Source organism: Mycolicibacterium sp. CBM1 (assembly GCF_054073305.1).
In genome coordinates this window covers 1-22,917 of sequence record NZ_JBSXPP010000018.1, presented here as the reverse complement: position 1 = coordinate 22,917, position 22,917 = coordinate 1, and the positions used below count along the sequence as shown (strand labels likewise).

General features: G+C 65.1%; 21 protein-coding genes, 1 tRNA gene and 5 pseudogenes. 14 read left to right on the top strand and 13 right to left on the bottom strand.

From position 1 onward, the window contains the following. Positions 1-64 precede the first annotated feature (64 nt). On the top strand, positions 65-517 hold the full coding sequence (locus ACXDF8_RS21415; RefSeq protein WP_457225289.1) for an META domain-containing protein: 453 nt from the start codon (positions 65-67) through the stop codon (positions 515-517). On the opposite strand, the gene ACXDF8_RS21410 is transcribed toward ACXDF8_RS21415, so the two are convergent. The 5 genes from ACXDF8_RS21410 to ACXDF8_RS21390 form a co-directional block, all read right to left on the bottom strand. Continuing rightward, a complete protein-coding gene (locus tag ACXDF8_RS21410) occupies positions 514-1,332 on the bottom strand; it encodes an Rv2133c family protein (RefSeq protein WP_457225288.1) in 819 nt (272 codons plus the stop codon). The genes ACXDF8_RS21415 and ACXDF8_RS21410 overlap by 4 nt on opposite strands. Further along, entirely contained in the window at positions 1,329-1,913 is a 585-nt protein-coding gene (locus ACXDF8_RS21405) for an Rv2134c family protein (RefSeq protein WP_457225287.1), read from the bottom strand. The genes ACXDF8_RS21410 and ACXDF8_RS21405 overlap by 4 nt, the downstream gene beginning before the upstream one ends. A gap of 69 nt (positions 1,914-1,982) precedes the next feature. Further along, the gene (locus tag ACXDF8_RS21400) at positions 1,983-2,675 is read right to left on the bottom strand and encodes a histidine phosphatase family protein (protein ID WP_457225286.1); all 693 of its coding nucleotides are present in this window, start codon (positions 2,673-2,675) and stop codon (positions 1,983-1,985) included. Between the two features lie 7 nt (positions 2,676-2,682). Next, positions 2,683-3,516, bottom strand: a complete 834-nt coding sequence (locus ACXDF8_RS21395) for an undecaprenyl-diphosphate phosphatase (RefSeq protein ID WP_457225383.1) — start codon at positions 3,514-3,516, stop codon at positions 2,683-2,685. Positions 3,517-3,561: 45 nt separating this feature from the next. After that, complete coding sequence (locus ACXDF8_RS21390; RefSeq protein WP_457225285.1) at positions 3,562-3,873, bottom strand: hypothetical protein; 312 nt, start codon at positions 3,871-3,873, stop codon at positions 3,562-3,564. 183 nt (positions 3,874-4,056) lie between these two features. Between ACXDF8_RS21390 and ACXDF8_RS21385 the strand changes: the two genes are divergently transcribed. From ACXDF8_RS21385 to ACXDF8_RS21375, 3 genes are read left to right on the top strand one after another with little or no spacing between them, the layout of a single operon-like run. Next, on the top strand, positions 4,057-5,046 hold the full coding sequence (locus tag ACXDF8_RS21385; protein WP_457225382.1) for a YncE family protein: 990 nt from the start codon (positions 4,057-4,059) through the stop codon (positions 5,044-5,046). After that, entirely contained in the window at positions 5,043-5,297 is a 255-nt protein-coding gene (locus ACXDF8_RS21380) for a DUF5703 family protein (RefSeq protein ID WP_457225284.1), read from the top strand. Before ACXDF8_RS21385 ends, ACXDF8_RS21380 begins: the two co-directional genes overlap by 4 nt. Continuing rightward, a complete protein-coding gene (locus ACXDF8_RS21375; RefSeq protein WP_457225283.1) occupies positions 5,297-6,358 on the top strand; it encodes a quinone-dependent dihydroorotate dehydrogenase in 1,062 nt (353 codons plus the stop codon). The genes ACXDF8_RS21380 and ACXDF8_RS21375 overlap by 1 nt, the downstream gene beginning before the upstream one ends. 80 nt (positions 6,359-6,438) lie before the next feature. Here ACXDF8_RS21375 and ACXDF8_RS21370 read toward each other — a convergent pair whose 3' ends face one another. Further along, the gene (locus tag ACXDF8_RS21370) at positions 6,439-6,969 is read right to left on the bottom strand and encodes a YbhB/YbcL family Raf kinase inhibitor-like protein (protein WP_457225282.1); all 531 of its coding nucleotides are present in this window, start codon (positions 6,967-6,969) and stop codon (positions 6,439-6,441) included. Positions 6,970-6,994: 25 nt separating this feature from the next. Next, a complete protein-coding gene (locus ACXDF8_RS21365; RefSeq protein ID WP_457225281.1) occupies positions 6,995-8,374 on the bottom strand; it encodes a M20/M25/M40 family metallo-hydrolase in 1,380 nt (459 codons plus the stop codon). A gap of 60 nt (positions 8,375-8,434) precedes the next feature. Here ACXDF8_RS21365 and ACXDF8_RS21360 point away from each other — a divergent pair, with 60 nt between their 5' ends. Beyond that, positions 8,435-9,124: a sensor domain-containing protein gene (locus ACXDF8_RS21360; protein ID WP_457225280.1), complete on the top strand. Its 690-nt coding sequence runs from the start codon at positions 8,435-8,437 to the stop codon at positions 9,122-9,124. 78 nt (positions 9,125-9,202) lie between these two features. Then, positions 9,203-9,288, top strand: a tRNA-Leu gene (locus ACXDF8_RS21355). Positions 9,289-9,478: 190 nt separating this feature from the next. Here ACXDF8_RS21355 and ACXDF8_RS21350 read toward each other — a convergent pair. After that, positions 9,479-9,664: pseudogene (locus ACXDF8_RS21350) on the bottom strand (IS3-like element IS987 family transposase); the annotation flags it as partial. 611 nt (positions 9,665-10,275) lie between these two features. On the opposite strand from ACXDF8_RS21350, the gene ACXDF8_RS21345 reads away from it, so the two are divergent. The 4 genes and pseudogenes from ACXDF8_RS21345 to ACXDF8_RS21330 all read left to right on the top strand — a co-directional run. Continuing rightward, on the top strand, positions 10,276-10,968 hold the full coding sequence (locus ACXDF8_RS21345) for a GntR family transcriptional regulator (RefSeq protein WP_457225279.1): 693 nt from the start codon (positions 10,276-10,278) through the stop codon (positions 10,966-10,968). A gap of 50 nt (positions 10,969-11,018) precedes the next feature. After that, positions 11,019-12,398, top strand: a complete 1,380-nt coding sequence (locus ACXDF8_RS21340) for a PucR family transcriptional regulator (protein ID WP_457225278.1) — start codon at positions 11,019-11,021, stop codon at positions 12,396-12,398. Positions 12,399-12,645: 247 nt separating this feature from the next. Further along, positions 12,646-13,542: an alpha/beta fold hydrolase gene (locus ACXDF8_RS21335; protein ID WP_457225277.1), complete on the top strand. Its 897-nt coding sequence runs from the start codon at positions 12,646-12,648 to the stop codon at positions 13,540-13,542. A gap of 233 nt (positions 13,543-13,775) precedes the next feature. Then, a pseudogene (locus ACXDF8_RS21330) lies at positions 13,776-14,130 on the top strand (transposase); the annotation flags it as partial. A 45-nt stretch (positions 14,131-14,175) separates the two neighbouring features. Here the strand turns inward: ACXDF8_RS21330 and ACXDF8_RS21325 are convergent. Continuing rightward, complete coding sequence (locus ACXDF8_RS21325) at positions 14,176-14,934, bottom strand: IclR family transcriptional regulator (protein WP_457225276.1); 759 nt, start codon at positions 14,932-14,934, stop codon at positions 14,176-14,178. A gap of 211 nt (positions 14,935-15,145) precedes the next feature. After that, positions 15,146-15,943, bottom strand: coding sequence for an IclR family transcriptional regulator (locus tag ACXDF8_RS21320; protein WP_457225275.1), 798 nt, complete (start codon positions 15,941-15,943; stop codon positions 15,146-15,148). Positions 15,944-16,316: 373 nt separating this feature from the next. On the opposite strand from ACXDF8_RS21320, the gene ACXDF8_RS21315 reads away from it, so the two are divergent. Beyond that, positions 16,317-16,673 (top strand): fumarylacetoacetate hydrolase family protein, encoded by a 357-nt coding sequence (locus ACXDF8_RS21315; protein WP_457225274.1) that lies wholly within the window; start codon positions 16,317-16,319, stop codon positions 16,671-16,673. Next, complete coding sequence (locus ACXDF8_RS21310) at positions 16,670-18,505, top strand: AMP-binding protein (RefSeq protein ID WP_457225273.1); 1,836 nt, start codon at positions 16,670-16,672, stop codon at positions 18,503-18,505. Before ACXDF8_RS21315 ends, ACXDF8_RS21310 begins: the two co-directional genes overlap by 4 nt. A gap of 19 nt (positions 18,506-18,524) precedes the next feature. On the opposite strand, the pseudogene ACXDF8_RS21305 reads toward ACXDF8_RS21310, so the two are convergent. Together ACXDF8_RS21305 and ACXDF8_RS21300 are read right to left on the bottom strand one after the other, a co-directional pair. Next, positions 18,525-18,833 (bottom strand): annotated as a pseudogene (locus ACXDF8_RS21305) (IS1634 family transposase); the annotation flags it as partial. A 240-nt stretch (positions 18,834-19,073) separates the two neighbouring features. Continuing rightward, the gene (locus ACXDF8_RS21300; protein WP_457225272.1) at positions 19,074-20,777 is read right to left on the bottom strand and encodes a bifunctional 3-(3-hydroxy-phenyl)propionate/3-hydroxycinnamic acid hydroxylase; all 1,704 of its coding nucleotides are present in this window, start codon (positions 20,775-20,777) and stop codon (positions 19,074-19,076) included. A 429-nt stretch (positions 20,778-21,206) separates the two neighbouring features. Here ACXDF8_RS21300 and ACXDF8_RS21295 point away from each other — a divergent pair, with 429 nt between their 5' ends. Then, positions 21,207-22,055 (top strand): 2-keto-4-pentenoate hydratase, encoded by an 849-nt coding sequence (locus ACXDF8_RS21295; RefSeq protein ID WP_457225271.1) that lies wholly within the window; start codon positions 21,207-21,209, stop codon positions 22,053-22,055. On the opposite strand, the pseudogene ACXDF8_RS21290 reads toward ACXDF8_RS21295, so the two are convergent. Next, positions 22,052-22,802 (bottom strand): annotated as a pseudogene (locus tag ACXDF8_RS21290) (integrase core domain-containing protein). The gene ACXDF8_RS21295 and the pseudogene ACXDF8_RS21290 sit on opposite strands and share 4 nt — an antisense overlap. Here ACXDF8_RS21290 and ACXDF8_RS21285 point away from each other — a divergent pair. Next, positions 22,702-22,917, top strand: a pseudogene (locus ACXDF8_RS21285) (IS21 family transposase); the annotation flags it as partial. The pseudogenes ACXDF8_RS21290 and ACXDF8_RS21285 sit on opposite strands and share 101 nt — an antisense overlap.

Genomic DNA, 22,917 nt, shown 5'->3' with positions numbered 1-22,917 from the left:
GCACGCCAGTATCGCCGAATCATGATCGGCCCCGCCCGCCGACCCCGCGGGTAGATTGCTGCAGATGCGCCTGTTGTGGGTTCTGGCCGGCGCCGCGCTGGTGGCGATCGGCTGCGCAAGCACGTCCGAGCCGGCCCACCCACTGACCGGCACCAGCTGGCGACTGCTCAGCCTGGAGTCGATGAGCGATGAGCAGGGCACCCTGACCTTCGACGACCCGGCGAAGTACACCGTCGCCTTCGGCGCCAACGGCCGCGCCGCGTTCCGCCTCGACTGCAACCGTGGCAGTGCCACTTGGCAAGCGAGTGCGTCGTCCACCGATTCCGGCCACCTGACGTTCGGCTCCATCGCCGTGACAGAGATGGGGTGTCCGCCGCCGACGCAGGCCGACAAAGTCCTCACCGCGCTGGCTTATGTGCGTGGGTTCCGACTGGCCGGCGGACGGCTGTACATGTCGCTGATGGCCGACGGTGGCATCCTGCACTGGCAACCGGGCGAGCCGGACCAGCCGAGCTAGAACGCCGGCCAGGGTATCGGCCGCTGCCGGTCCGGCCCCGGCATCACCGGGTCCTTGAGCAGAGTGCGCACCCGGCGGCGCAGCGCCGCGATCTCGGCGGCGGTGATGTGCTCGCGCAACTCCTCGGCGAGCGGACCCGTGAGCAGCTCGCCCAGGGCCGCAACGGATTCCAATGTCTCGTCGTCGACCGGCTTGCCCGCCCAACCCCACAGCACCGTACGCAGCTTGTCCTGGACATGCAGTGAGACCCCGTGGTCCACCCCGTACACCCGGCCGTCGACCCCGGCGAGGATGTGGCCACCTTTGCGGTCGGCGTTGTTGACGATCACGTCGAAGACCGCCATCCGGTGCAGCCGCGGATCGTCGGCGTGCACCAGCGTGACGTCGTTGCCGGCGTAGTCGTAGGCGCGCAGGACGGAAAGATAGCCCGGCGGAACCGATCCGGGCGGGCACAGATCGACCAGATCGGGACGCTGCGGCTCGTGGTCGTCGACATCGCCGGGTTGCTCCACCCAGCGCTGCACCATGCCGCGACCGGCAGGCCCCTCGCGGATGATGGTGTACGGCACGATATCCCAACCCAGCGCGGCCGAAACCAGGTAGGAGCCGAGTTCGCGGCCGGCCAGCGTCCCGTCGGGGAAGTCCCACAGCGGCTGCTCGCCGGCGACGGGTTTGTACACACAGTGCACGGTGTGTTCGGCCCAGCTGGCCTCACAGAGGAATGTCGCGTTGCTCGCGGTGCGCAGCCGTCCCAGAACGGTCAGCTCGCCCCGCCGCAACGCCTGGCGGTCCGAAGCTTCGTCGGCGGCCGTCACAGGTCCAGATCGTCGTCGACCCCACCCAGCGCGCCACGCCGATATCCGTTGGTACGCACACAGATGTGGCCCTCCGGATCCAGCGGTTCGTCACAGAGTGGGCACGGCGGCCGTCCGGCCGAGATGACGCGATGCGAGCGGGAGGCGAACTGGCGGGCGGATTCGGGAGTGAGGAAAACCCGGACGGCGTCGGGGCCTTCCTCGGCGTCGTCGAGCACCACCGACGCGTCGAACTCGGTCTCGGAGACCGCCAACAGCTCGACGACCACCGTCTGCGCCTCAGAATCCCAGCCGAGGCCCATCGTGCCGACCCGAAACTCGGCGTCCACCGGAGTGACTAACGGGCTAAGGTCCTCGACATCGGTCTCCGGCGGGAGCGGGGTGCCGAACCGGCGGTTGATCTCGACCAGCAGCGCCGCGATACGTTCAGCCAGCACCGCGACCTGCTGTTTCTCCAGGATCACCGAGATGACGCGGCTGTCGTGCACCGCCTGCAGATAGAACGTCCGGTTTCCGGGCTGCCCGACGGTCCCGGCGACGAATCGGTCGGGTGTGCGGAAGACATGAATTGCGCGGGCCATGGTTGACTCCAAAATACCGGCAGAAGCAGCTGCGCCGTAATTCGGCGGACTGCGGTGGGGAACGTCAGCTCAGTCCGTCGAGCCACCGACGACGGCGTCGTCGGTGCTCTTCTCGGCCTCCGACGGTGGCGGGGCGCTCAACACCGAGGCCAGCTCGGCTCCGGTGTGGTTGACGTGCACCACGAACGGCCGCATCGGCGTGTAGCGAATGACACTCATCGACGCCGGGTCGGCCGTGATGCGCTGGAAGCTGTCGAGGTGTGCACCCAGAGCGTCGGCGACGACGGCCTTGATGACGTCGCCGTGCGTGCAGGCGATCCACAGCGTGTCGGCGCCGTGTTGCTCGGCCAGTCTGCGGTCATGTTCGCGGACCGCTGCCACCGCACGGGCCTGGACCTGGGCCAGGCCCTCGCCGTCGGGGAACACCGCCGCGCTGGGCTGCTGCTGCACGATCGACCACAGTGGTTCGGTGACCAGGTCCTTGAGCGCCCGGCCGGTCCACTGCCCGTAGTCGACCTCGGCGAGTCGCTCGTCGACGAGCGGCTCGAGCCCCAGCTCTGCCGCCAACGGTTCCAGCGTCAGCCGGCAACGCAGCAGCGGCGAACGCACCAGTGCCTTGATGGGCAGGCCGTTGACCCGTGCGACGAGTCCGTCGGCCTGCGCGCGGCCCTTGTCGTCGAGTTCGACGCCTTCACTACGCCCGGCGAGGGTGTGCGCCGTGTTCGACGTCGAACGCCCGTGCCGTAAGAGGATGACGGTCACAGGGCGCTCATCCCGCAGCCACCACTCCGGTGGCCAGCAGCGCCATCACGACCAACGCGAGCACCACCCGGTAACCGACGAACCAGTACATGACGTGGTGGGCGACAAACCGCAGCAACCAGGTGATCGCCGCGAAGCCGACGACGAACGCGATGATCACCGAGACGAGCAGCTGCGCACCGGTCGCGCTCATGCCCTCGGTGACCGGATGGAACGCGTCCGGCAGCGAGAAGAGCCCCGACGCCAGAACTGCGGGAATACCAAGCAGGAAGCCGAATCTCGCGGACAGTTCTCGGTCGAGCCCGAGGAAGAGGCCGGCGCTGATGGTGGAGCCGGAGCGCGACACACCCGGAACCAGCGCGAGGCACTGCGCGATTCCGACCAGCATGCCGTCGAGCCAGGTGAGGTTCTCGGCGTGGCGGGTCTGGCGCCCGAAGTACTCGGCGGCGGCGATCACCGCGGAGAACACCAGCATCGCGGTCGCGATCACCCACAGGTTGCGCACTTCCCCGCGGATGGCTTCCTTGAACGCGAGTCCGAGCACGACGATTGGCAGGGTGCCGATGATGACGTACCACCCCAGCCGGTAGTCGGGGTTGTCTCGGTGCGCCTTGACTAGCAATCCGTTGAACCAGGCCTTGAGGATGCGCACGATGTCGCGGGCGAAGTAGATGAGCACAGCGGCTTCGGTGCCCAGCTGGGACACCGCGGTGAACGAGGCGCCGGCATCACCGGCGAAAAAAATCCGGGACACGATTGCGAGGTGGCTCGAGGACGAGACGGGCAGGAACTCCGTCAGTCCCTGCACGATCGACAGAACGACGACCTGCAGCCAGGACATGGGCGTGACATCCACGCCGCTGACCGTAGCCGATATCGCTGATGGTCAGCGGGCGGGGCGTGCGACCGGCTGAGCCGCAGCGATCGCGTCGCGAACCGCGGCGCTCAGACTACGTTCGTCGTCGACGTCGAAGTCGGTGAGATTACGCGTCGCGACGGCGATGACGTCTTCTTCGTGCGGGACCGGACCGGCCAACCGGGGGTGATACACCTCGACAGCCAGCTGAGCGCGACGAACCTGGAAGGAAAAACTGCGGCCATCACCGAGTTGACCGAACCCGCTGGCGAACACGCCAGTGGAAAGGTGCTCGATAGCAAACTCGCGCCCGTCGGACTCCGGAGTTGCGGCCAGCGTCATGAAGTCACCATAACGCCACTTACGGCGCCGCAGTGGACATGTTGGTGGATTTATCTGCGTAGCGGACACCTAGAATTTGTCATCGACAGTGGGCGACCCGCTCGCTTGATCTTGACCACGTTCAGGGGCTACCCGTTGCCGCACTTCGTAAACAGTGCCCGTTTGCGCAGGTACGGGGCTGTGTTGCTGGTCATCGCCGCGGCGCTGACCGGGTGTTCGTCCAATCCGCTCACCGCGCCGCCGCCGACGATCGAGCCGGCACAGCCCGCCGTTTCCCCGCCGCCGTCGACACGCCCGGCGGGCCAGGTACTCCCCCTGGGGGGCCGTCCGCAGGCTGCGTTCTTCGACGGCCGAACCCGGTCGTTGGTGGTCTTCGCCGCAGGGAACACGCCGCAGGCGGCAGCGACGGTCGCCGTGGTGGGCGAGTCGGGCGCGCGGCGCGACATCACCCTGCCCGGACCGGCCACCGCGCTCGCCGGCGACGGCCAGGGCACGGCCTACCTGTCGACACGGGGCGGTTACTTCGCCGTCGACCTGACCGCGGGTACCACGGCACGCATGGGCATCAGCGAGGAAGCCGACACCGATTTCACCGCGATCGCCCGGCGCTCCGACGGGCGCCTGGTGCTCGGCAGCGCCGACGGCACTGCCTTCACACTGGGCTCGGACACCGCCGTCGCCGAGAAGGTGAAGATCTTCGCCAGGGTCGACGCCATCGTCACCGAGGGCGACAACGCGGTGGTGCTCGACCGCGGGCAGACCTCGGTGACCGCGCTGAACAGTGCGGGCCGTGGCGAGCAGGCCCTGCGTGCCGGCGAAGGAGCCACCAACATCGTCGCCGATCCGCTGGGCCGAGTCCTGGTGACCGACACCCGCGGCGGGCAGCTGCTCGTGTTCGGCGTGGACCCGCTGATCGAACGCCAGGCCTACCCGGTGCCGCAGGCGCCGTACGGGCTAGCCGGTTCCCGCGGCCTGGCGTGGGTTTCGCAGACGGCAGCGAACACCGTCGTTGGTTACGATCTCGCTACTGGCATCCCCGTGGAGAAGGTGCGATATCCGACCGTGCAGCAACCGAACTCGCTGGCCTTCGACGACGCCTCCGGCACGCTCTACGTGGTGTCCGGCTCCGGTGCCGGTATCCAGGTGATCCGCAACGCGGCCGGTGGCCGATGAGCGCGGCACGCCACGGCAGGATGCCGGCCAGCTGGGAAGTCGAGCTGTCCGACGACTACGAGTGGATTCCGCTGCGGCTGCCGCCGGAGGTGACCCGCATCAGCGCGTCGACCCGGTTGTCGATCGAGGCCGAGTACCGCGGCTGGGAGCTGACCAGGGTGCGGCTCTACACCGACGGAAGCCGACGAGTTCTGTTGCGACGCAAGAAGTCCCGCCTCACCGGCCAGACCATAGATCAGCCCGAGCTGTGATGTACACCGCGCTGCGGCGGGCGATGTTCCTGCTGCCCCCCGAACGCGTCCACACGCTGGTGTTCGGCGCGCTGCGCGCCGCAACGACGCCGAGCACCACCTGTGGGCAGCTGCGTCGCCGGCTTGCGCCGCGCGACCCGGTGCTGGCGAGCACCGTGTTCGGTGTGCATTTTCCCGGCCCGCTGGGCCTGGCCGCGGGCTTCGACAAGGACGGCACCGGGCTGCGCACCTGGGGTGCGCTGGGATTCGGTTATGCCGAGGTGGGCACTGTCACCGCCCAGCCGCAGCCCGGCAACCCGAAGCCACGGCTGTTCCGGCTCGCGCAGGACCGCGCACTGCTCAACCGCATGGGCTTCAACAACCACGGCGCCGGACAGCTGGCGTTGCAACTGGCCCGCCACCACCCCGACGTGCCCATCGGTGTCAACATCGGCAAGACCAAACTCACCCCACCCGAACGGGCCGCGGAGGACTACGCCGCCAGCGCGCGGCTGCTCGGCCCGCTGGCCGACTACCTGGTGGTCAACGTCAGCTCCCCGAACACCCCTGGACTGCGCGACCTGCAGGCCGTCGAGTCGCTGCGCCCGATCCTGTCGGCGGTGCTGGCCGAGACGTCGGTGCCGGTACTGGTGAAGATCGCCCCGGACCTGTCCGACGCCGACGTCGACGCGGTCGCCGACCTCGCCGTGGAGCTCGGACTGGCCGGCATCGTGGCGACCAACACCACCATCTCGCGGGCGGGTCTGCGCACTCCCGGCGTCGAGGACCTCGGCGCGGGCGGTGTCTCCGGGCCGCCGGTGGCACGGCGGTCGGTGGAGATCCTGCGCCGGCTGCATGCCCGCGTCGGTGCCCAACTCGTGCTGATCAGCGTCGGTGGCATCGAGACGGCCGACGACGCCTGGGAGCGCATCGTCGCCGGCGCGTCACTGCTGCAGGGTTACACCGGGTTCATCTACGGCGGCGGCTTGTGGGCCAAGCACATTCACGACGGCATCGCCGCGCGGCTGCGCGCCGGCGGTTTCGCATCGCTGAGCGAGGCAGTCGGCTCTGCCGCCCGCTGACAGCACCCGCGAGCAGACGCAGAATCACCTTTTCGGGGCCGAAAATGTGCGAGTTTGTGTCTGTTCGCCGGGGGGGCGAACTACTTCTGCTCGTAGGTGCCGTGGATCACGGCCCGCGCGATCGCGTTCATGAACAAGTTGAACCCCAGATAGGCCGGGCTGGCATCCTCGGCGAGTTCCAGCTTCTCCACATTGAGGGCGTGCACGGCGACAAAGTAGCGGTGGTAGCCGTGGCCGGCCGGCGGGGCGGCACCGATGAAGCGGCGCACGCCGGCATCGTTGACCAGGGTCAGCGCGTCACCGGGGAGCAGCGAGCCGTCGCCGACCCCGGACGGCAATTCGGTGACGGTGGCAGGCAGGTTGGCCACCGCCCAGTGCCAGAAGCCCGACGCGGTCGGGGCGTCCGGGTCGTAGACGGTGACAGCGAAGCTGCGGGTCTCCTCGGGGAATCCCGACCAGCTCAGCTGCGGGGAGACGTCCTCGCCTCCGGCGCCCATGATGCCGCTGACCTGAGCGTTCTTCAGCGGCTTGCCGTCGGTGATGTCGGTGCTGGTCAGTGTGAAACCGGGCAACTTCGGTAGGAAGTCGTAGGGGTTGTAGTCAAAAGCCATGGGATGGCGGTCCTTTCGGGGTCGGTCAGCAGTTTCTCAAGAAGTGTTCGAGTACCTGGGTCCCGAAGTGCAGCGCATCCACGGGTACCCGCTCGTCGATGCCGTGGAACAGCGCCGCGAAGTCCAGCTCCGGAGGCAGCCGCAGCGGGATGAAGCCGAAGCAGCGAATCCCAAGGCGAGCAAAGGCTTTCGCATCCGTGCCGCCGGAGAGCATGTACGGAACGGTGCGGGCTTCCGGGTCGACGGCCAGCAACGCGTCGTTCATCGCCTCGACCAGGTCACCGTCGAACGTCGTCTCGTATGACGGGAGGTCACGCTCCCAGGACCGGGTGACGTCCGGGCCGATCAGTTCGTCGATCTCGCGCTCGAAGGCCTCCTTGCGACCGGGCAGCACCCGGCAGTCGATAACGGCCTCCGCGGTCTGCGGAATGACATTGGCCTTGTAGCCGGCCTTGAGCATGGTCGGGTTGGCCGTGTCACGCAGCGTGGCTCCAACGATCCGGGAGATGCCGCCGAGCTTGGCAATTGTGCCGTCCAGGTCCGGTGACGCCGGGTCGAAGCTGTAGCCGGTCTCCTCGGCGACCGCAGTGAGGAACTGCTCCACCGAATCGGTGAGCACTAGCGGGAATTGGTGGCGACCCAGCCGGGCGACGGCCTCGGCGATCGCGGTGACGGCGTTGTCGTCGTGCACCATCGAGCCGTGCCCGGCCCGGCCGCGGGCGGTCAGCCGCATCCAAGACAGCCCCTTCTCCGCCGTCTCGATCAGGTACAGCCGGCGTTCCCCGCCGTCCTTGCACGGGACCGTGAGCGAGAAGCCGCCCACCTCGCCGATGGCCTCGGTGATGCCGTCGAACAGGTCGGGCCGGTTGTCCACCAGCCACTGCGCACCGTAGGTGCCGCCGTGCTCCTCATCGGCAACGAAGGCGAAGACCAGATCGCGGGGCGGGACGATGCCGGCGCGTTTGAAGTACCGCGCGACGGCGATCATCATTCCGCACATGTCTTTCATGTCGACAGCGCCGCGCCCCCAGACATAGCCGTCGGCGACCGCTCCGGAGAACGGGTGCACGCTCCAGTCGGCCGGTTCGGCGGGCACGACGTCGAGGTGGCCGTGGATAAGCAGGGCGCCGCGGCTGGGGTCGGCGCCAGAGAGGCGGGCGAAGACGTTGCCGCGACCGGGCGCACCGGACTCGACGTACTCGGTCGCGTAGCCGACGGCGCTGAGCTGTTCGGCCACCCACAAGGCACACTCCGCCTCGCCCTTGGTGGTCGCCAGCTCACCGGTGTTGGAGGTGTCGAACCGGATGAGGGCGCTAACGAGATCAACCACCTCGTCGACGGGTTGTGTCACAGTCACCTTTCCTACCACTGGCGCCGCCGGGCCGCGGGCGCGGAGGCCGCGCATTATCACAAGATTCCCTTCAACCACTCGCACAACACGCCGATATAGGGTTTGATTTACCGGGTGACCCCCCGCCTCCCCCTGATCGCGGCCGTGCTGTGCCTGTCGGTCAGCGGTTGTTCGGCGATGACGTCGGGCACCGCGATGCCCGCCCAACAGGCGCCGCTGACCAGCCCCGATGCCCTGCCGACGCTGCTGTTGCCGGCACCGGACGTCGGCACCGCGCTGTCGAGTGACGACGTGGTTGTCACCACCGACGTCGACAAAGCCTGGAACGACAGCGCCCACTTCGCCGACGTGAACTGCCTGGCGATCGCTGGTGCGGCGCAGCAGGGTGTCTACGCCAGCAGCGGGTCGACCGCCATCCACGGCCAAGTCCTGCGGGATCCCCCGACAGCGCCGCAGTGGTCGCACTACGCGGTGCAGGCGGTGGCGCTGTTCCCGACGGCGCAAGCCGCCACCGACTTCTTCACCGCCTCGCAGCGCAGTTGGGCCGGCTGCGCCGACCGGCAGCTCAACTACGCCCAGCCGATCGGGCCCGATCAGGTGTGGTCGGTCGGGCGGGCCGACACCGACCACGGCGTGCTCGCGGTGTCCCGGGTACAGCGCAGTCCGCAGCAGTGGGCCTGCCAGCGCGCGCTGACCGTGCACAGCAATGTGGCGGTGGACGTCGAAGCCTGCAGCCTCGACGGGCCTACGACAGCGGCCAGCGCGATCGCGGGTCAGATCGCCCAGCGAGTACCCGCCACGTAAGCCGCACCGCATCCGGTTTGGGACTCGGGTCGTCGATCCGTTAGCCTTAGCTGCTCCTGGACGGGCTCCAGGGATGATGTCCGAGTGGCGGAATGGCAGACGCGCTAGCTTGAGGTGCTAGTGCCCTATTAACGGGCGTGGGGGTTCAAGTCCCCCCTCGGACACTCTGTAAGTGAGTCGAGTCATGGGTTACAGATTCCCCAGCCTTCGGCCGGGGTTTTTCTAGGATCACTACCGGTGTCTGGGCGTGGGTGAACCGCTCGGCGAGTCGGGAGACTTCCTGATGTGAGAGTTCAGCGAGCGGCTGGCGGCTGTCTTTAATCGCAGTAGGCTGCCTCAAGCTCGGCAGGTGGAGGTGCGCCAGGGCTTGCATGGCTTGATCAGTTCGGTGTTGCACAGGCCGTTGATCGTTTCATCAGCCCGTGCGTTGTCATACGAACTGCCGACCGCGCCGACCGACGGCTGGATACCCGCTTCGGCCAGCCGCTCGGTTAACCGAACAGACGTGTGCTGCAAGCACCTATCAGCCCGGTGCACAACATCTTCCAGATCGAGACGCCTTGCTCGGTTGACCAGGCCCGCCGGGCGGCCGGCCGCGGGGTCGGTAGTACGTGGAAGAGGCGATCTTGACACCGAGACCGATGAGTTCGGCACAGATCGACTGGACACCCCACCGCAGACCATCCAGGCCGTGTAGGCGACCCATGATGCTGGGCGATAAACCGACAGATCAGTGGTGTGGCCGGTCCGGTTCGGCTGCGAAGAGGCTGATGCCGTCTTCAGAACGGCTTTGGCCCTGCGCAATTCAGCGTTCTCTCGACGCAGCTTCTTCAACTCGGCCGACTCTTCGGTCGTCACCCCGGGCCGGCCAGCGGAGTCGATCTGAGCTTGGCGAACCCACTTGCGGACGGTCTCAGCCGTGCAGACGTCGAACAGCCGAACAGAAGACCAAGCCGGCGGCACTGACCACCTGAACCATCACCTCGAAGATTCACCCGACGACCTCGTACACCACGTCCATGGACTTGACCGGTGCCGGAGACGACGTCAGGTTCATCAAACCGCAGGCCGAGTTCCGCGAGATAAGGAATCTCACCATAGAAACGATAATTCCCACCAGAACCGCTTATTGGCGGTGCTACCGTTGCCCCGTGGCGAGGCGAGCAGGCATGGAGAGCCTTACCGTTGACGTGGTCGAACGACTACGCGCAGACATCCTCAACAAGAGACTCGCGCCCGGTTCGCGGTTGAAGCCGGCTGAGCTGGGTGCGCGCTTCCAAGTGAGCACCACCGTGGCCCGCGAGGCGCTCAACCTCCTGGCCACACAAGACCTGGTACACCTCGAGCGCAACCGGGCCTACTACGTGATGACGTTGTCAACCGATGCGCTGACGGACTTGGTCGAGGCCCGCACGATCACCGAGGGAGCCGCCCTGAGGCGGTCGATCGAACGGGGTGGGATCTCCTGGGAATCCGAAGTCTTGGCGGCCCACCATCGGATGACCCGGGAGCCGCTTTACGTCAGCGGCGATCCGAACACGTTCAACGCCAGATGGGGACTTGCCCACGCGGCGTTTCACCACAAACTCGTCGAGGCATGCGGCAATCGCGTCCTACTCGACATGTGCGCCCGCCTCTCGGCCGCAGCCGAGGTCTACCAGGCCTGGTCACTTTCGCACGATAGTGATGACGCTCCGCGGATCCACACGGAGCACGAACAGCTCATGAAGGCCGCTCTGGCACATGACACCGATCTGGCTGTCGCACTATTCGAGCGGCACGTCGAGCACACCAGAGACAGCTTGCACCAGCAGGAGGTTGTTTTCGGGGAATGTGCGAGCTGACCTAGGAAGACGGCGAACACTCGTCTCGCCGCAGTCGGATCAGGAGGTGGATGTTGTCCATTCAGTGGCTGGAGACTCTGCGACCCCGTAGCGGGGTGTCGATACCGCCGCCTGGATCGTCGCGGAACCTGCTTGCCGACGCCTACGCCGATCTGGGACAGGACGGCGTGCAATGGGCTGCTCAGTTGGCAGCCGAAATCACCGAGGGCGCGGCTAGCCAGATGCCGGAACTCCCCATCACTCCCGCGCAGTACGAAGCGAACCGGCGATCCTGCGAAGCGGTCACTCTCACGGTGCTGCGCAGCATGGCACGGGGCGTGCCGGCAAGTCAGGTTCAGTTACCGATCGAAGTTTTGTACGACCTGCGGTCCGTGGCTCGCCAGGGTGTCCCACTGGAGGCACTGACCCGGTTGGTATGCGAGGACCAAGGGGCCACGTATCGGGCGTTGGTGCACTGTCTGATCAACGAGGTTCCGGCGCGCCACACGCCGGAGGAAGTCAGCGAACTCGCAGACCTGATGTCAGCCTATATCCGCGTGGCGGTTGACTTGGGTCTGAAATTCTTCGCGACGGAGCAACGCAGCTGGCAAAATCGGCTCCACTCGGCCCAGCGCCGCACCGTGGAGAGCCTCATCGGCGGCCGTATCAGCGCATCAGAGGCCGAGCGCAGTCTCGGCATTCGCCTCGCCGGTCGCCACCTGGGCGCCGTCGCCTGGCGGTCACCGGGACAATTGCACGACAGCACCCGGGCCATCTCGCAGTTTGCCGCGACTGCGGCCAAGGCACTCGACGCCGAAGGTAGCGTCGTATTGGAAGCAGCTGACGGCGCCACCTGGGTCTGGTGGACATGGGCCGGTCGTCCCGCACCAGAGGAAATGGATCAGTTGCGTTCGGCGCTGCCCAGCGACATGACGCTGGCGATTGGGCAGATCGCGGCTGGCCCAGCAGGATTCGCCCGTACTCACAAACTGGCTCAACGCACCGCCCGGCTGGCCCGCACCGTCGGCCGGACCGGTCTGTGGGCGTACGACGACATCAAACTCGCCGCATTGATGACCTCCGACCTCGGGCACGCCCGGGATTTCATGCAGGAGACGCTCGGGGAGCTCGCGAACAACGACTCCAAGACCACCCGATTGCGCACGACGCTCTACCACTATCTGCTGGCGGGTCGAAGCCGAGTCGCCGCCGCCAAACAACTTCACCTCGCGCCCAACACCGTCGCCTACCGGATCCGTTGCGCCGAAGAATTGCTCCCGGCCGCCTCACATGAGGAGGTGATGAACGTTCTCGCGGCGTTGCAAGTGGCCGCCGTCCTCGCCGTCGACGACTCGGCGTTGTCCGAGTTCGACAGTCGGCGTCATACAACAAATTCGGTCCCTAACTTGGGCTCTGGGCGCCAAGATTCACTTCTCGTGCGCGGTCTCTGACAGTGCATGGTGTCTCATAGTGGATGGACGTGCCGACAATCCGACGCCTGCCGACCAAAGCTGTTGTGCCGTGAAGACGGCCACTGTGGCTTGATCCAACCGGGGTCGACTGCGGTCATGTTCACCAACGGGGCAAACACGTCCCGCCCGGGAAGGGCTCGCCAACGCGAACGTCCAACTCGTCGACCCGACACCAGCTGGCTATGGATTCCACTTCAGCGCAATAGTTTAGGAAGCATCGATGTCATTGTGGACCGATCTGATCACAACCCCGCATGAAGTAGACGTGATCGATGTCAACGGGTTACCCACCAGGCGCCTGCGCGCCGGCAGCGGAGAGCCGATCATCTTCTTGCATGGCATGAGCGGGCATCTGGAGGCCTTTATCCGTACCGCCCCCGCTCACGTTCGCGCCGGGTTCGAGGTCCACTTGATCGACATGCTAGGCCACGGATTCACCGCGAAGCCCGACGTGGACTACACCGTCGACGTGTTGGCCGAGCATGTCCTCGCCTACCTGGATCTGCACGGGTTCGCCAAAGCGAATATCACAGGAATCTCATTGGGGGGATGGGTAGTGGGCTGGCTACTAGCCCACCACCCCGAAAGGTTGCGGCGCGCGACGATGGTGCTGGCCGCTGGCAACCCCTCGATGGGCAGGCCGGAAGTAGCGGAGTTGATCTCTCGCACCACCTCGGCCGCGGTGCTCAGCAACGACCGCGAACTCACCCGCAAGCGGCTCGAACAGGTCATTCACAACCCGGAGCTGGTCACCGACGAACTAGTCGAGGTGCGTTATCGCATCTACCACCAACCCGAGTTCCGTGAGCGCCTCGACCGCGTTCTGGCCTCCACCCGTCCCGAGGTATACCAGAAATTCATGCTCACCCCGGCGATGCTTCAGAGTGTCTCGACCGAGGTGCTTCTGGTGTGGTCGGAAGAAGATGCCTACTCCCCCGTGACCGGGGCCGACTATTACGTCGAAAATCTGCCGCACAATGCCCTAGTGGTCTTTTCGGAAGCAGGGCACTGGCCGCCCTACGAGCGTCCCGACGACTTCGCCGAGGTGAATACCGCTTTCTTGCACGGCGGGCTTGATGCGGTTCGGTTCGCTCAGTACGACAGTGGCCGGACAACGCGGTAAGACTGAAGAATCAGCGCGCCACTGCCTGATTTCAGTGGGTAAGCCCTCCCATGATGGGTTTTCGGGAGCCGGGGCGGTGTTTGCCGAGTTGATCCGCGCCGGGCGGCACAAGACGGTTTCGACCACGGCGGGTGACGTGGAGGTGTAGATCCCTAAGCTGCGGGGGTGATCATGGAGGCCAACGTGCACGGGGTCTCCACCCGTAGCCTCCACGACCTCGTGGCGGCGATGGGGTCGAGTCCGGGGTGTCCATCGAGGGCACCCGTGAAGTGCTGGTCACCGCCGTCGGGGACAGCGAGTCATATGAGTCCTGGGGCAAATTCCTCGCCTCGCTGAAAGCCCGCGGCCTCTCGGGGGCATCTGGTCATCTCCGATGCTCACGCCGGTTTGAAAGCGGCGCTCCTATGCCTGGCCACCGCCGTAGTCATCGAATCCCACGACGAGTGGCAGGTCACCCGCCGCGATCTCTCCTGTATCTCTATGGACGAACTACGCGCCATCATCGCCGCCAAACACGTCGCCGCAGCACTGGACCAACAACAGAAAATAACCTGGCGCTCATCACGACTCGTTGATCACGCTGCGTGAACCACGCCAGATCCGAAGTCCACCATCCCACGGGACGCTATCGATTCAGTTGGATGCCAACGCCCGAGAAACCGAGGCACACACGCTGCGAAGCAGTCTGCTCATCGGGCCCAGATCAACATGGGCGGGCACCGATATCGAAATCGCAACCTGCCCTTTGCCTGATCGGCCAAGCACGGGCGCTGCCACGCACGCGACTCCCATCCGGCTCTCGTGATGTTCGACCGCAACACCGTCGCGGTGAACCGCGGCCAGCTGGCGAGCCAACACGTTGGGATCGGTGATGGACCGCGGCGTCAGTCGGCGAAGTGGTGAGGCCACGATCGCCGCTACCGCATCGGGGTTGTAGGCCAGAATTGCCTTGCCCGCAGCCGTGCAGTGAGCGGGGAGCTTGCCACCGACGGTGGACGGAGTGGCCACCGATGCATGCCCGTGCAACTTCGCCAAGTACAGCACGTCGACGTGGTCCAAAGTCGCCAGGTGGACTGTGTGCTTGGTCTTCACGAACAGCTCGGTCAGATACGGCAGTAGGGCGTCGGCCAACCTGGTGTGCATTTGGGCACCATTCGCCCTCGTGAGCTGTTGCCAGCCGCCGGCGAGTCGGTATTTGGTGCCGACACGCTCCACCATCCCGTTGCGCTGCAGGGCAACCAACACCCGATATGTCGTCGACTGGTACAGGCCCACCCGCCGGGCGAGCTCCGTTGCGCTCACTGCGGCGCCGGGATCCGCACCGAGCGCGTCAAGTATCTGGAAGGCCTTGTCGATGGCTCCGCGCTGATCCTCGCTCGGATCGGCGTCCATCCCTACCGCTCGCATTTCGCGCCCAATGCCCGCCGAGCAAAGGCGATCGGGCGGACATGCCGCATTGGTGGATCGCCAGAGATATCAGTTCGCATACCGAGCTCTGCCGTTCTGGCTGCTGAAATCCATCGGAGACATGTCCGTTCGCCGCCGTACGAGCCGGTCTCCGCGACTGTCCGCGGGGCGCACCGGCCGGTGACCCGATAGCCAATCACGCATAGCGCGCCGCGCTATCCCGCTGCATCGTCACCGCGGCGGCGGCGCAGATGCGGCGAAGCGTTGATGTGACGGCGCCGAGGTCGCAGCCGACGTGCATAGACACCGACAGGGCAGCCCAGGGCCGGCCGTCGCGGCCCAACACCGGCGCCGCGACACAATTCACACCCGGCCGAGTCTGCTCTCGATCAATGGCGACACCGACACGGCGGATCTCCGAGAGGTCGGCCGTCACATCGTCCGCATCGCCTATCAGGTGCGGGGTTGGCCCATGCAGCGGCGTAGCCGTCGCCTTGGCGCCGGCTTCGGGTGAGTACGCGAGTAGAACTTTGCCTGCGACGGTCCGATAGGCCGGAAGACACTCACCGACATGCGGCGACGCGCCGACGGTGCGGTGGCCGCACAGCTTGCCCAGATACAGCACATCGGGACCCGTCAGGACCGCAAGGTGAACTGTCTGCCGCGTGGACTCGAACAACTCGGCCAGGAAGGGCATGAGCAGGTCACGCACACGATCCTGGCTCGCCGACTGGGCGGCGCCGCCAACCGGACACAGGCGCGCACCCAACTGGTAGTTGGCTCCGACCCGCTGCACTGCCTCGTTGCGTTCCAGTATTCCGAGTATTCGAAACGCCGTTGATTTGCTCAGACTTGTCCTGCGTGCCAACTCGCTGACGCCTAAGTTCCGTTCCGAGCATTGACCGAATGCCACCAGTAAGCTGAACGCCTTGTCGATTGCGGCGCGGTCGTCACGCCGTGAATCCAATCGCGCTGCCCCGCCCGACGTCGTCATTGATGGCCGCCTTCCCCGCAGAGCGAGCGCGCGGTCATCTCCTATCTCGGTGGCCATGTCGAACCTCCAGCGTTGGTGGACCATCGTTTGGCCGCGACCGACGATGCATGTCGAACCGCGTTCATGAACGGTCGCGCAGCACAAACCGTTCCGATATCGAACTAGGCGTGACTTTGGCGCGAAGTACCGAATCACTGTCCGGGTGTTGTCGCGCGACAACCAAACCCGCCTTGGCGCATCTAGGAGTCCGCGGCGGGGTGATAGACCAATGTGGGCCGTGTCCTGCCCGCATGTCCGTAACCTCCACTCACCGACGCGGCGAGTCGAGTCACCGATGTCGCCCCGACGGGGCCCACCCTCACAGGATGCTCGAATGAGACTGCCAACCATCAGGCTGGACGGGCGCACCGCGACCGTTCTCATCAGCGAAACCGTCGCCATCGAGGTGGCCTTGCCAATCCCCGAAATCCCGACGTTGTTCGCCAAGTTCTACCCCACGCCGATCAATCCGTACGACGACATTGTCCCGTCGTCGGTAATCGACCGGTGGGACTGGGAGGGCGAACTGGCAGTGGTACCCGGTTCGCACGCGCGCAATTTCTCGGCTGATCAGGCGGCCGCCGCCTCTGCGGGTCACTGGGTGGCCAACGACATCTCAGCACGCGATTGGCAGACCCGAACACCAAAGTGTCTGCAGGGAAAAACTACCGGAATTGGAGACGGTCGGTGACCCATCCCCCCGCCGCAAGCCGCGTACCCGACCAGCTCGAGCCGGCGGACGATCTGTTCGCCGCGCCGCAGATAAGCGTGAGCAAGGGATCAGACTCCCTGGTGATCTCCTCACAGGTGCCGCTGGGTGAGCATCCGCCCACCATCCTGCATTCGTTCCACCAGGGCTGCAACGACCATCCTCAGCGCATCCTGGTCGCCGAACGTCGCGGTGACGGCTGGGAGCAATGCACGTGGGCAGAGGCTCGGGAGCGCGTCAGTCGTATCGCCCAGGGCCTGGTCGACATTGAAGCAGCAGGCCGGCCGATCATGATTCTGTCGCACAACAGCATCACTCACCTGTTGCTGACGTTAGCGGCCTATAGCGTGGGTAGCCCGGCGGTTCCGGTCAGTGTGGCCTACTCCCTACAAAGCAAGAATCACGCCAAAGTGCGCGCCATGGCCGAGATCGTCGACCCGGCAGTAGTGTTCGCCGAGAACGACCGATACCTGCCGGCGTTACAAGCACTGGATCCCGGTCCAATGCTGTTGACCGGCGACAGCGGTCGGACCGGTCTCGTCGAACTCGAAGACCTCGAAAGCGCGCCACTGCTGATCGACAACACACTCGAATCGGTAACCGCGGACGATATCGCGAAGATCCTCTTCACTTCCGGGTCAACGGGAGCTCCCAAAGGTGTGATTAACACCCATAGGATGCTGGCCGCCAACCAGCAGCAGATTCGGCAAGTCTGGCCATTCCTCCGCGATCAGCCGCCCGTCCTGCTGGATTGGTTGCCGTGGAGTCACACTTTCGGGGGTAATCACAACGTCAATCTGGTGCTGGCCAATGGTGGCACCCTGTGGATCGACGACGGCCGCCCGACGCCCGACGCGATCCATCGAACCATAGAGAATCTGGGCACTGTCCACCCCACCGTGTACTTCAATGTGCCCTCGGGCTACGCAGCGCTTCTCCCCATTCTCGAACGTGAAGCGGCGCAGGCGCGACTGTTCTTCTCCCAGCTTCGGATCGCCTTCTTCGCCGCAGCACCTATGCCCCAAGATCTTTGGGACCGTCTCCAGCGGCTGGCCCGAATCCACGGATCTACAATGCGGATGACGACCTCCTGGGGGATGACTGAAACCGCGCCCGCTGTCACAACGACGCATTTCCCGGTCTCGCGCAGTGATTCGATCGGCGTTCCGCTGCCTGGAGTCGAGTTGAAACTCATGGCCACCGGCTCAACTAAACAGATACTCGTGCGCGGACCGAATGTCACCCCAGGGTTCTTCGATCGTCCGGATCTCAATGCGGACCTCTTCGACTGCGAGGGATATCTGCGTACCGGGGACGCCGGAGACCTGGCCGACCAGGCGGACCCCACCCAAGGTCTCGTCTTCGCCGGCCGGATCGCTGAGGACTTCAAACTATCCACCGGGACCTTCGTCCACGTCGGATCGGTTCGCGCGGCGCTCCTCGAGGTATGTACGGGACTGATCGACGATGCTGTCATATGTGGTTCCGGTGCCGATTTTGTCGCCGCACTGGTGTGGCTCAAGGCCGATCTCGTTGACCGCCGCAACCCAGCGGGAGTGCCCGATGATGATATGCGACGCGAACTCGCCGCGCGGCTGACCACCATGGCCCGCGCCGGCGGAGGCTCCTCGCAACGGGTCGAACGCCTCATCATCCTCACCGTGCCACCCAGTCTCGACAGCGGGGAACTCACCGACAAAGGGTCCATCAACCAACTGAAGGTCCGCAGCAATCGGGCCGACATCGTGGCGGAACTCTTAGCCGAGGCCCCGTCGCCACGGACCGTGTGCCGCACGGAGAGCTCGGCGGGATAGCTCGGCCATGGGCCCTGAGTTAGGACATCACACTTAGTGCCCCAGTTTCGGGGATGTCGAGGCTGGCCAGAATTGTCTGTTGGGACGCTGGGATCTCGGGCGGGCTAATGGCGATGATCGCTGTCAGTAGCGGCCGTAGCCGTTTGATCACTTTGGCGATGGCCAGGCCGGTGCGTTCCTGCATGTTGTGCGCGGCAGCCAGTGCGGTGAACACGATGGTCGGGCGAGCTTCGATGGCGTTGCGGGTGCTGTGGGAACGAAGGTCGCTTTTGGAGATCCGAATCGAGCGTTCGACGTGCCAGAGGTCGTGATACTTGGCGATCAACTGTCACCTGATCGTGCAGCAGACCCGTCTTCACCGTGCCGCCCAGTCTCGACAGCGGGGAACACAGCGACAAAAGGTCCATCAACCAACCGAGGGTCCGCAGCAATCGGGCCGGCATCGTGGCGGAACTCTTAGCCGAGGCCCGTCGCCACGGGCCGTGTGCTGCACGGAGAGCTCGGCGGGATAGCTCTGCCATGGCCGCGGCGGATTCCGCAGTATCACTGCGGAATCCGCCGCACAGGATCAACCGGCCGGCGCGCTGACAAGTCGTCGATCGGCCTGCAGTTCCTGCGGCGCACGCAGCACCGCATCGGTCGGATTCCCGGCGCCATAGACATACTTGTCCGGTCGGATGCAGGCGATTTTGCAGTGGTTTTCCTCGAACCAGTCCCATAGGACACCCGCTGGATCAGCGATCTCCCCATCGACACAGGAACGCCGACCCGTCCGAACAGTCAGATAACGCGGGTTGACAGCCGCCCATTGCTGACGAACCTCAGCCGGGATCGCGACCGCCGGGTCGACTTCGATACCCAGGAACACAAAGTCATTGCCGAACAGCTCATCGATCGGCCGCAACCGCCCCTCGGAATCGAATACCTCGAACTCGGGAAACAGCTGACCCGCTGCTTTGTCCTTCTTGCTTCTCGGCGCGATACAACCGACCCGAATCGGAACCCGCTTGTTGGCCAGTCCGCTGAAACTTTCGCGGAACGGGCCAACCCGGCTGAATGAGCGCAAAGCCACATCGCGCGCCTTGACCAACAACGGATTCTTCACCATGAGAATCTGACCGACTCTCTGCCCCATCAAGGTGAATTCGGCGACGTGCGCTGATCGTTCAGTCTGGTAAGTATCGAGTAGTCGCTCAGACACCCCGCCTTGCAGCACCTGGATCAACTTCCAGCACAGGTTGTTGGCATCTCTCATCCCGGCAGACACGCCCTGCCCGATGAACGGCGGCATGACGTGAGCGGCATCCCCAACCAGAAATACCCGGCCGGCGCGCCATTGGGCCGCCTGGCGGACATGGAACGTATAGCTCCAGTAATGACGGATCTCGAAATCGGCGGGGCCGATCGATCGCTCGCTGAGGACATCCCAGATGCGTGCCTCATCCTCGAACTCTTCGGGGGTCTCGTCCGGCCGCAGTTGCATTTCGAAACGATAGAGCCCGCCCGGCGTGGGAATTTCGCCAAGAGGCCGGTGCGGATCGCACACCATTTGGAAATGCGGTCCACGACCGAACATCGGCCCGCAGTTCGGATCACGGCTTGTTCCCTGGGCACGCTTCATCCGGCCGACCACCGTCAGCCACTTCTGTTCGTAGCTCCGGCCGGAATACTCACTGCCGATGCTCTTGCGCACGGTACTCGAGGCTCCGTCACAGCCCAGCGCGTACCGGGCCCGAATTTCGCTTCCATTGGCTCCGCGAATCGTCACAAACTCGGGGCCGCCCGCGACGTTCGCCACCTCGAAGGGTGCGCGTACCTCGACATTCGGGAATCGCCGGACCCCCTCCCGCAGTATCGATTCGACGGTGGGTTGGTGCATGAAGTTGGTCTGCAGGGTTCCTCGAGGACCATGAATCGACGCGATCCTCACCAACTCGGTGCCCGCACTGTTCACGAACCGGATATTCACGCCCTGATGCAGGTTTTGGACCACCTCGTCACCGAGGCCGAACGAAGCGATGGTGCGCACCGCTTCGGAATCGATATTGATGGCGCGCGCACGCGGGAAGATGTCAGGGTCGCGCTCCAGAACGACTACTCGAAGGCCAACCTGCCCAAGCAAATTCGCGCACGTCACACCAACAGGACCGTAACCGATGATCGCCACATCGTAGATATCACCGCCCTGCTGGTGCGGATCCCCAGGTGCAACCTGGAGCACCTTCACCTCATCAACAGAGTCGCCTTGCGTAACCGACTCAGTATCCGACATACATCCTCCGTCACTTCGTCATGATAGGTGTTACCCATGCCATAGCTCGTGGTTTCGGTTGACGCTAACAGCGGCTTTGGCAAAGGACCAAGCACGAGTGCCGTCTGGTGGATTACCACCAGCACACCCTTCAGAATGAGCACACTGGTCGCCGACAGCCGGAGTCACCAGGGCCGATACCTGCAGCCACGACCTACTCCCCCAAGCTGAAACCTGCCGACGGCCAGGCAGTTACGGAAGCCGACAGAATCCGTTCTACGGACCGAGACGTTGACAGCCGGATTCTGCAGAACGTTAATTAGGCAGCGCCCGCGGCTCCACGAGAAACCTCCCCTGGCCGCAGGGCAACTGACTGGCGAGGGCGACTCGTCAAGTCATGCCGACTGCACAACAGAGCATCTGCTGCGTGGGAGAGGAAGTTACGTGAGCGTGAGCGCGAGCGATGACAAGTTGCTGGACCTTCTCGAGGCGGGCATGGGAGGCGATCCGCCATTGGACATCGGTGCAACCGGGGAGCTGAACTTCGTCGATGCATACCGGTTGCAGCTGGCCTGGAAACGCCGCCGCGAACGCGACGGCGATCCTATCGTCGGATACCGGCTCTCTTTGACGAGCAGGGGAGCAGTCAAAGAGGCTGAGCGCCTTGGCTTTCTGTCCGAACTTACTGCGCTGTCCGCTGGCATCGCCCCACCGGTAATGACGACGCTCTCGCAGTCCAACCTCGGTACCTCCGACACGATCGTCGAGGTCCAACCCGGCAATGCCGGGTTCGTCGAGGCTGAGGTGGGGGTACTGGTCGGCGAACGCCTCCAGGGTCCGGGAGTCACGGCCCTCGCGGCGGCCCGCGCAATCGCGGGGTTCCTACCGACCATCGACCTCGCCCAGTGGCCGTTGAGTCCCCGCTACGGAATGATCCACACGATGGCCACTTCCGCAACGCAGGTGGACACCACAATCGTGTGCGGAGATCGATTGACACCGCCGCCCGTCGACTTGCCGTTGGAGGGCATCCTGGTCAGTATCAACGGCGAGCCTCGGGCGGCCACGACCGCGTGGGAATGCATGGGCAACCCCATCAACGCGGTGGTGTGGTTGGCCAATCACCTAGCGCGTTTCAATACCGCCCTGGAGCCCGGGCAGTTGGTCGTGACCGGAGCGTGCCCACCCCCGCAACGACTGATAGCCGGTGATCTCACAGCTCGGGCGGACTTCCGCTCGCTCGGTGGGGTGTCCGTCCGCGTGCACGTGCCGCCAACCGAAGTCACCCCCGGCGACTAGGTGTTGTTCGCAGGCAAGTTGTGAACGCGTAGGCCTTCGATGGGTGTTTCCTTTGATGCCGGCGTGGAGTCGGTGCTGACTGTAGTGATGCAGCCACGGCGGGTAGGTCGCCGCGCGGGCTTCGTCGCAGAGGTAGATCTGGGCGTAGGCCCACTCGGCGGCCTGGGTGCGGTTGAACCGCTCGACTTTGCCGTTCGTCTGCGGCCGTTACGGGCGGGTCCTCTTGTGGGCGATGCCGTCACCGAGCACCTTGGCGAACGCCTTTGCCCGGCACCAGGATCCGCTTTCGGTCAGCACCCGCCTGACGGCCGAGCCTTTTGTTGTCGACAGCGGCCAGATCACCAGGTGCGCAGTGCTCGTACCGGTGCGGTTCGGGTCGGCGTACTACCAGCCCGGTGTTCTTGTCCAGATCGCGCAGTAGCGGCATCCGGTAGCGGCGCAGCACCGCCTCCCACCCGTCGAGCGCGGCAGGCGCAGGTGAGCGGGGATGCGGTGCGGGCCCCAGCCGCGGGTGCAGCGCACCTTGATGAGTCGCCGTTCCCGCCGCAGAGTGTCGGCGGCAACTGAATACTGACCGGAGCGCGGCAAGTGAATTTTGACCAGCTTCCTGGAGATCCTTGGCTCGGGCGAGCCAGGGAGGAAGCGAGTGTTGAGCGTGGAGGACTGGGCAGAGATCCGGCGGTTGCGCCGGTCGGAGCAGTTGTCGATTTCTGAGGTTGCGCGGGTGATGGGCGTAGCCCGGAACACGGTGAAGGCGGCGTTGGCCAGTGATCGGCCGCCGAAGTATCAGCGGGTATCGGCTGGGTCGGTCGTTGATGAGGTTGAGCCGCGGATCCGGGAGTTGCTTGCGGCGTATCCGAGG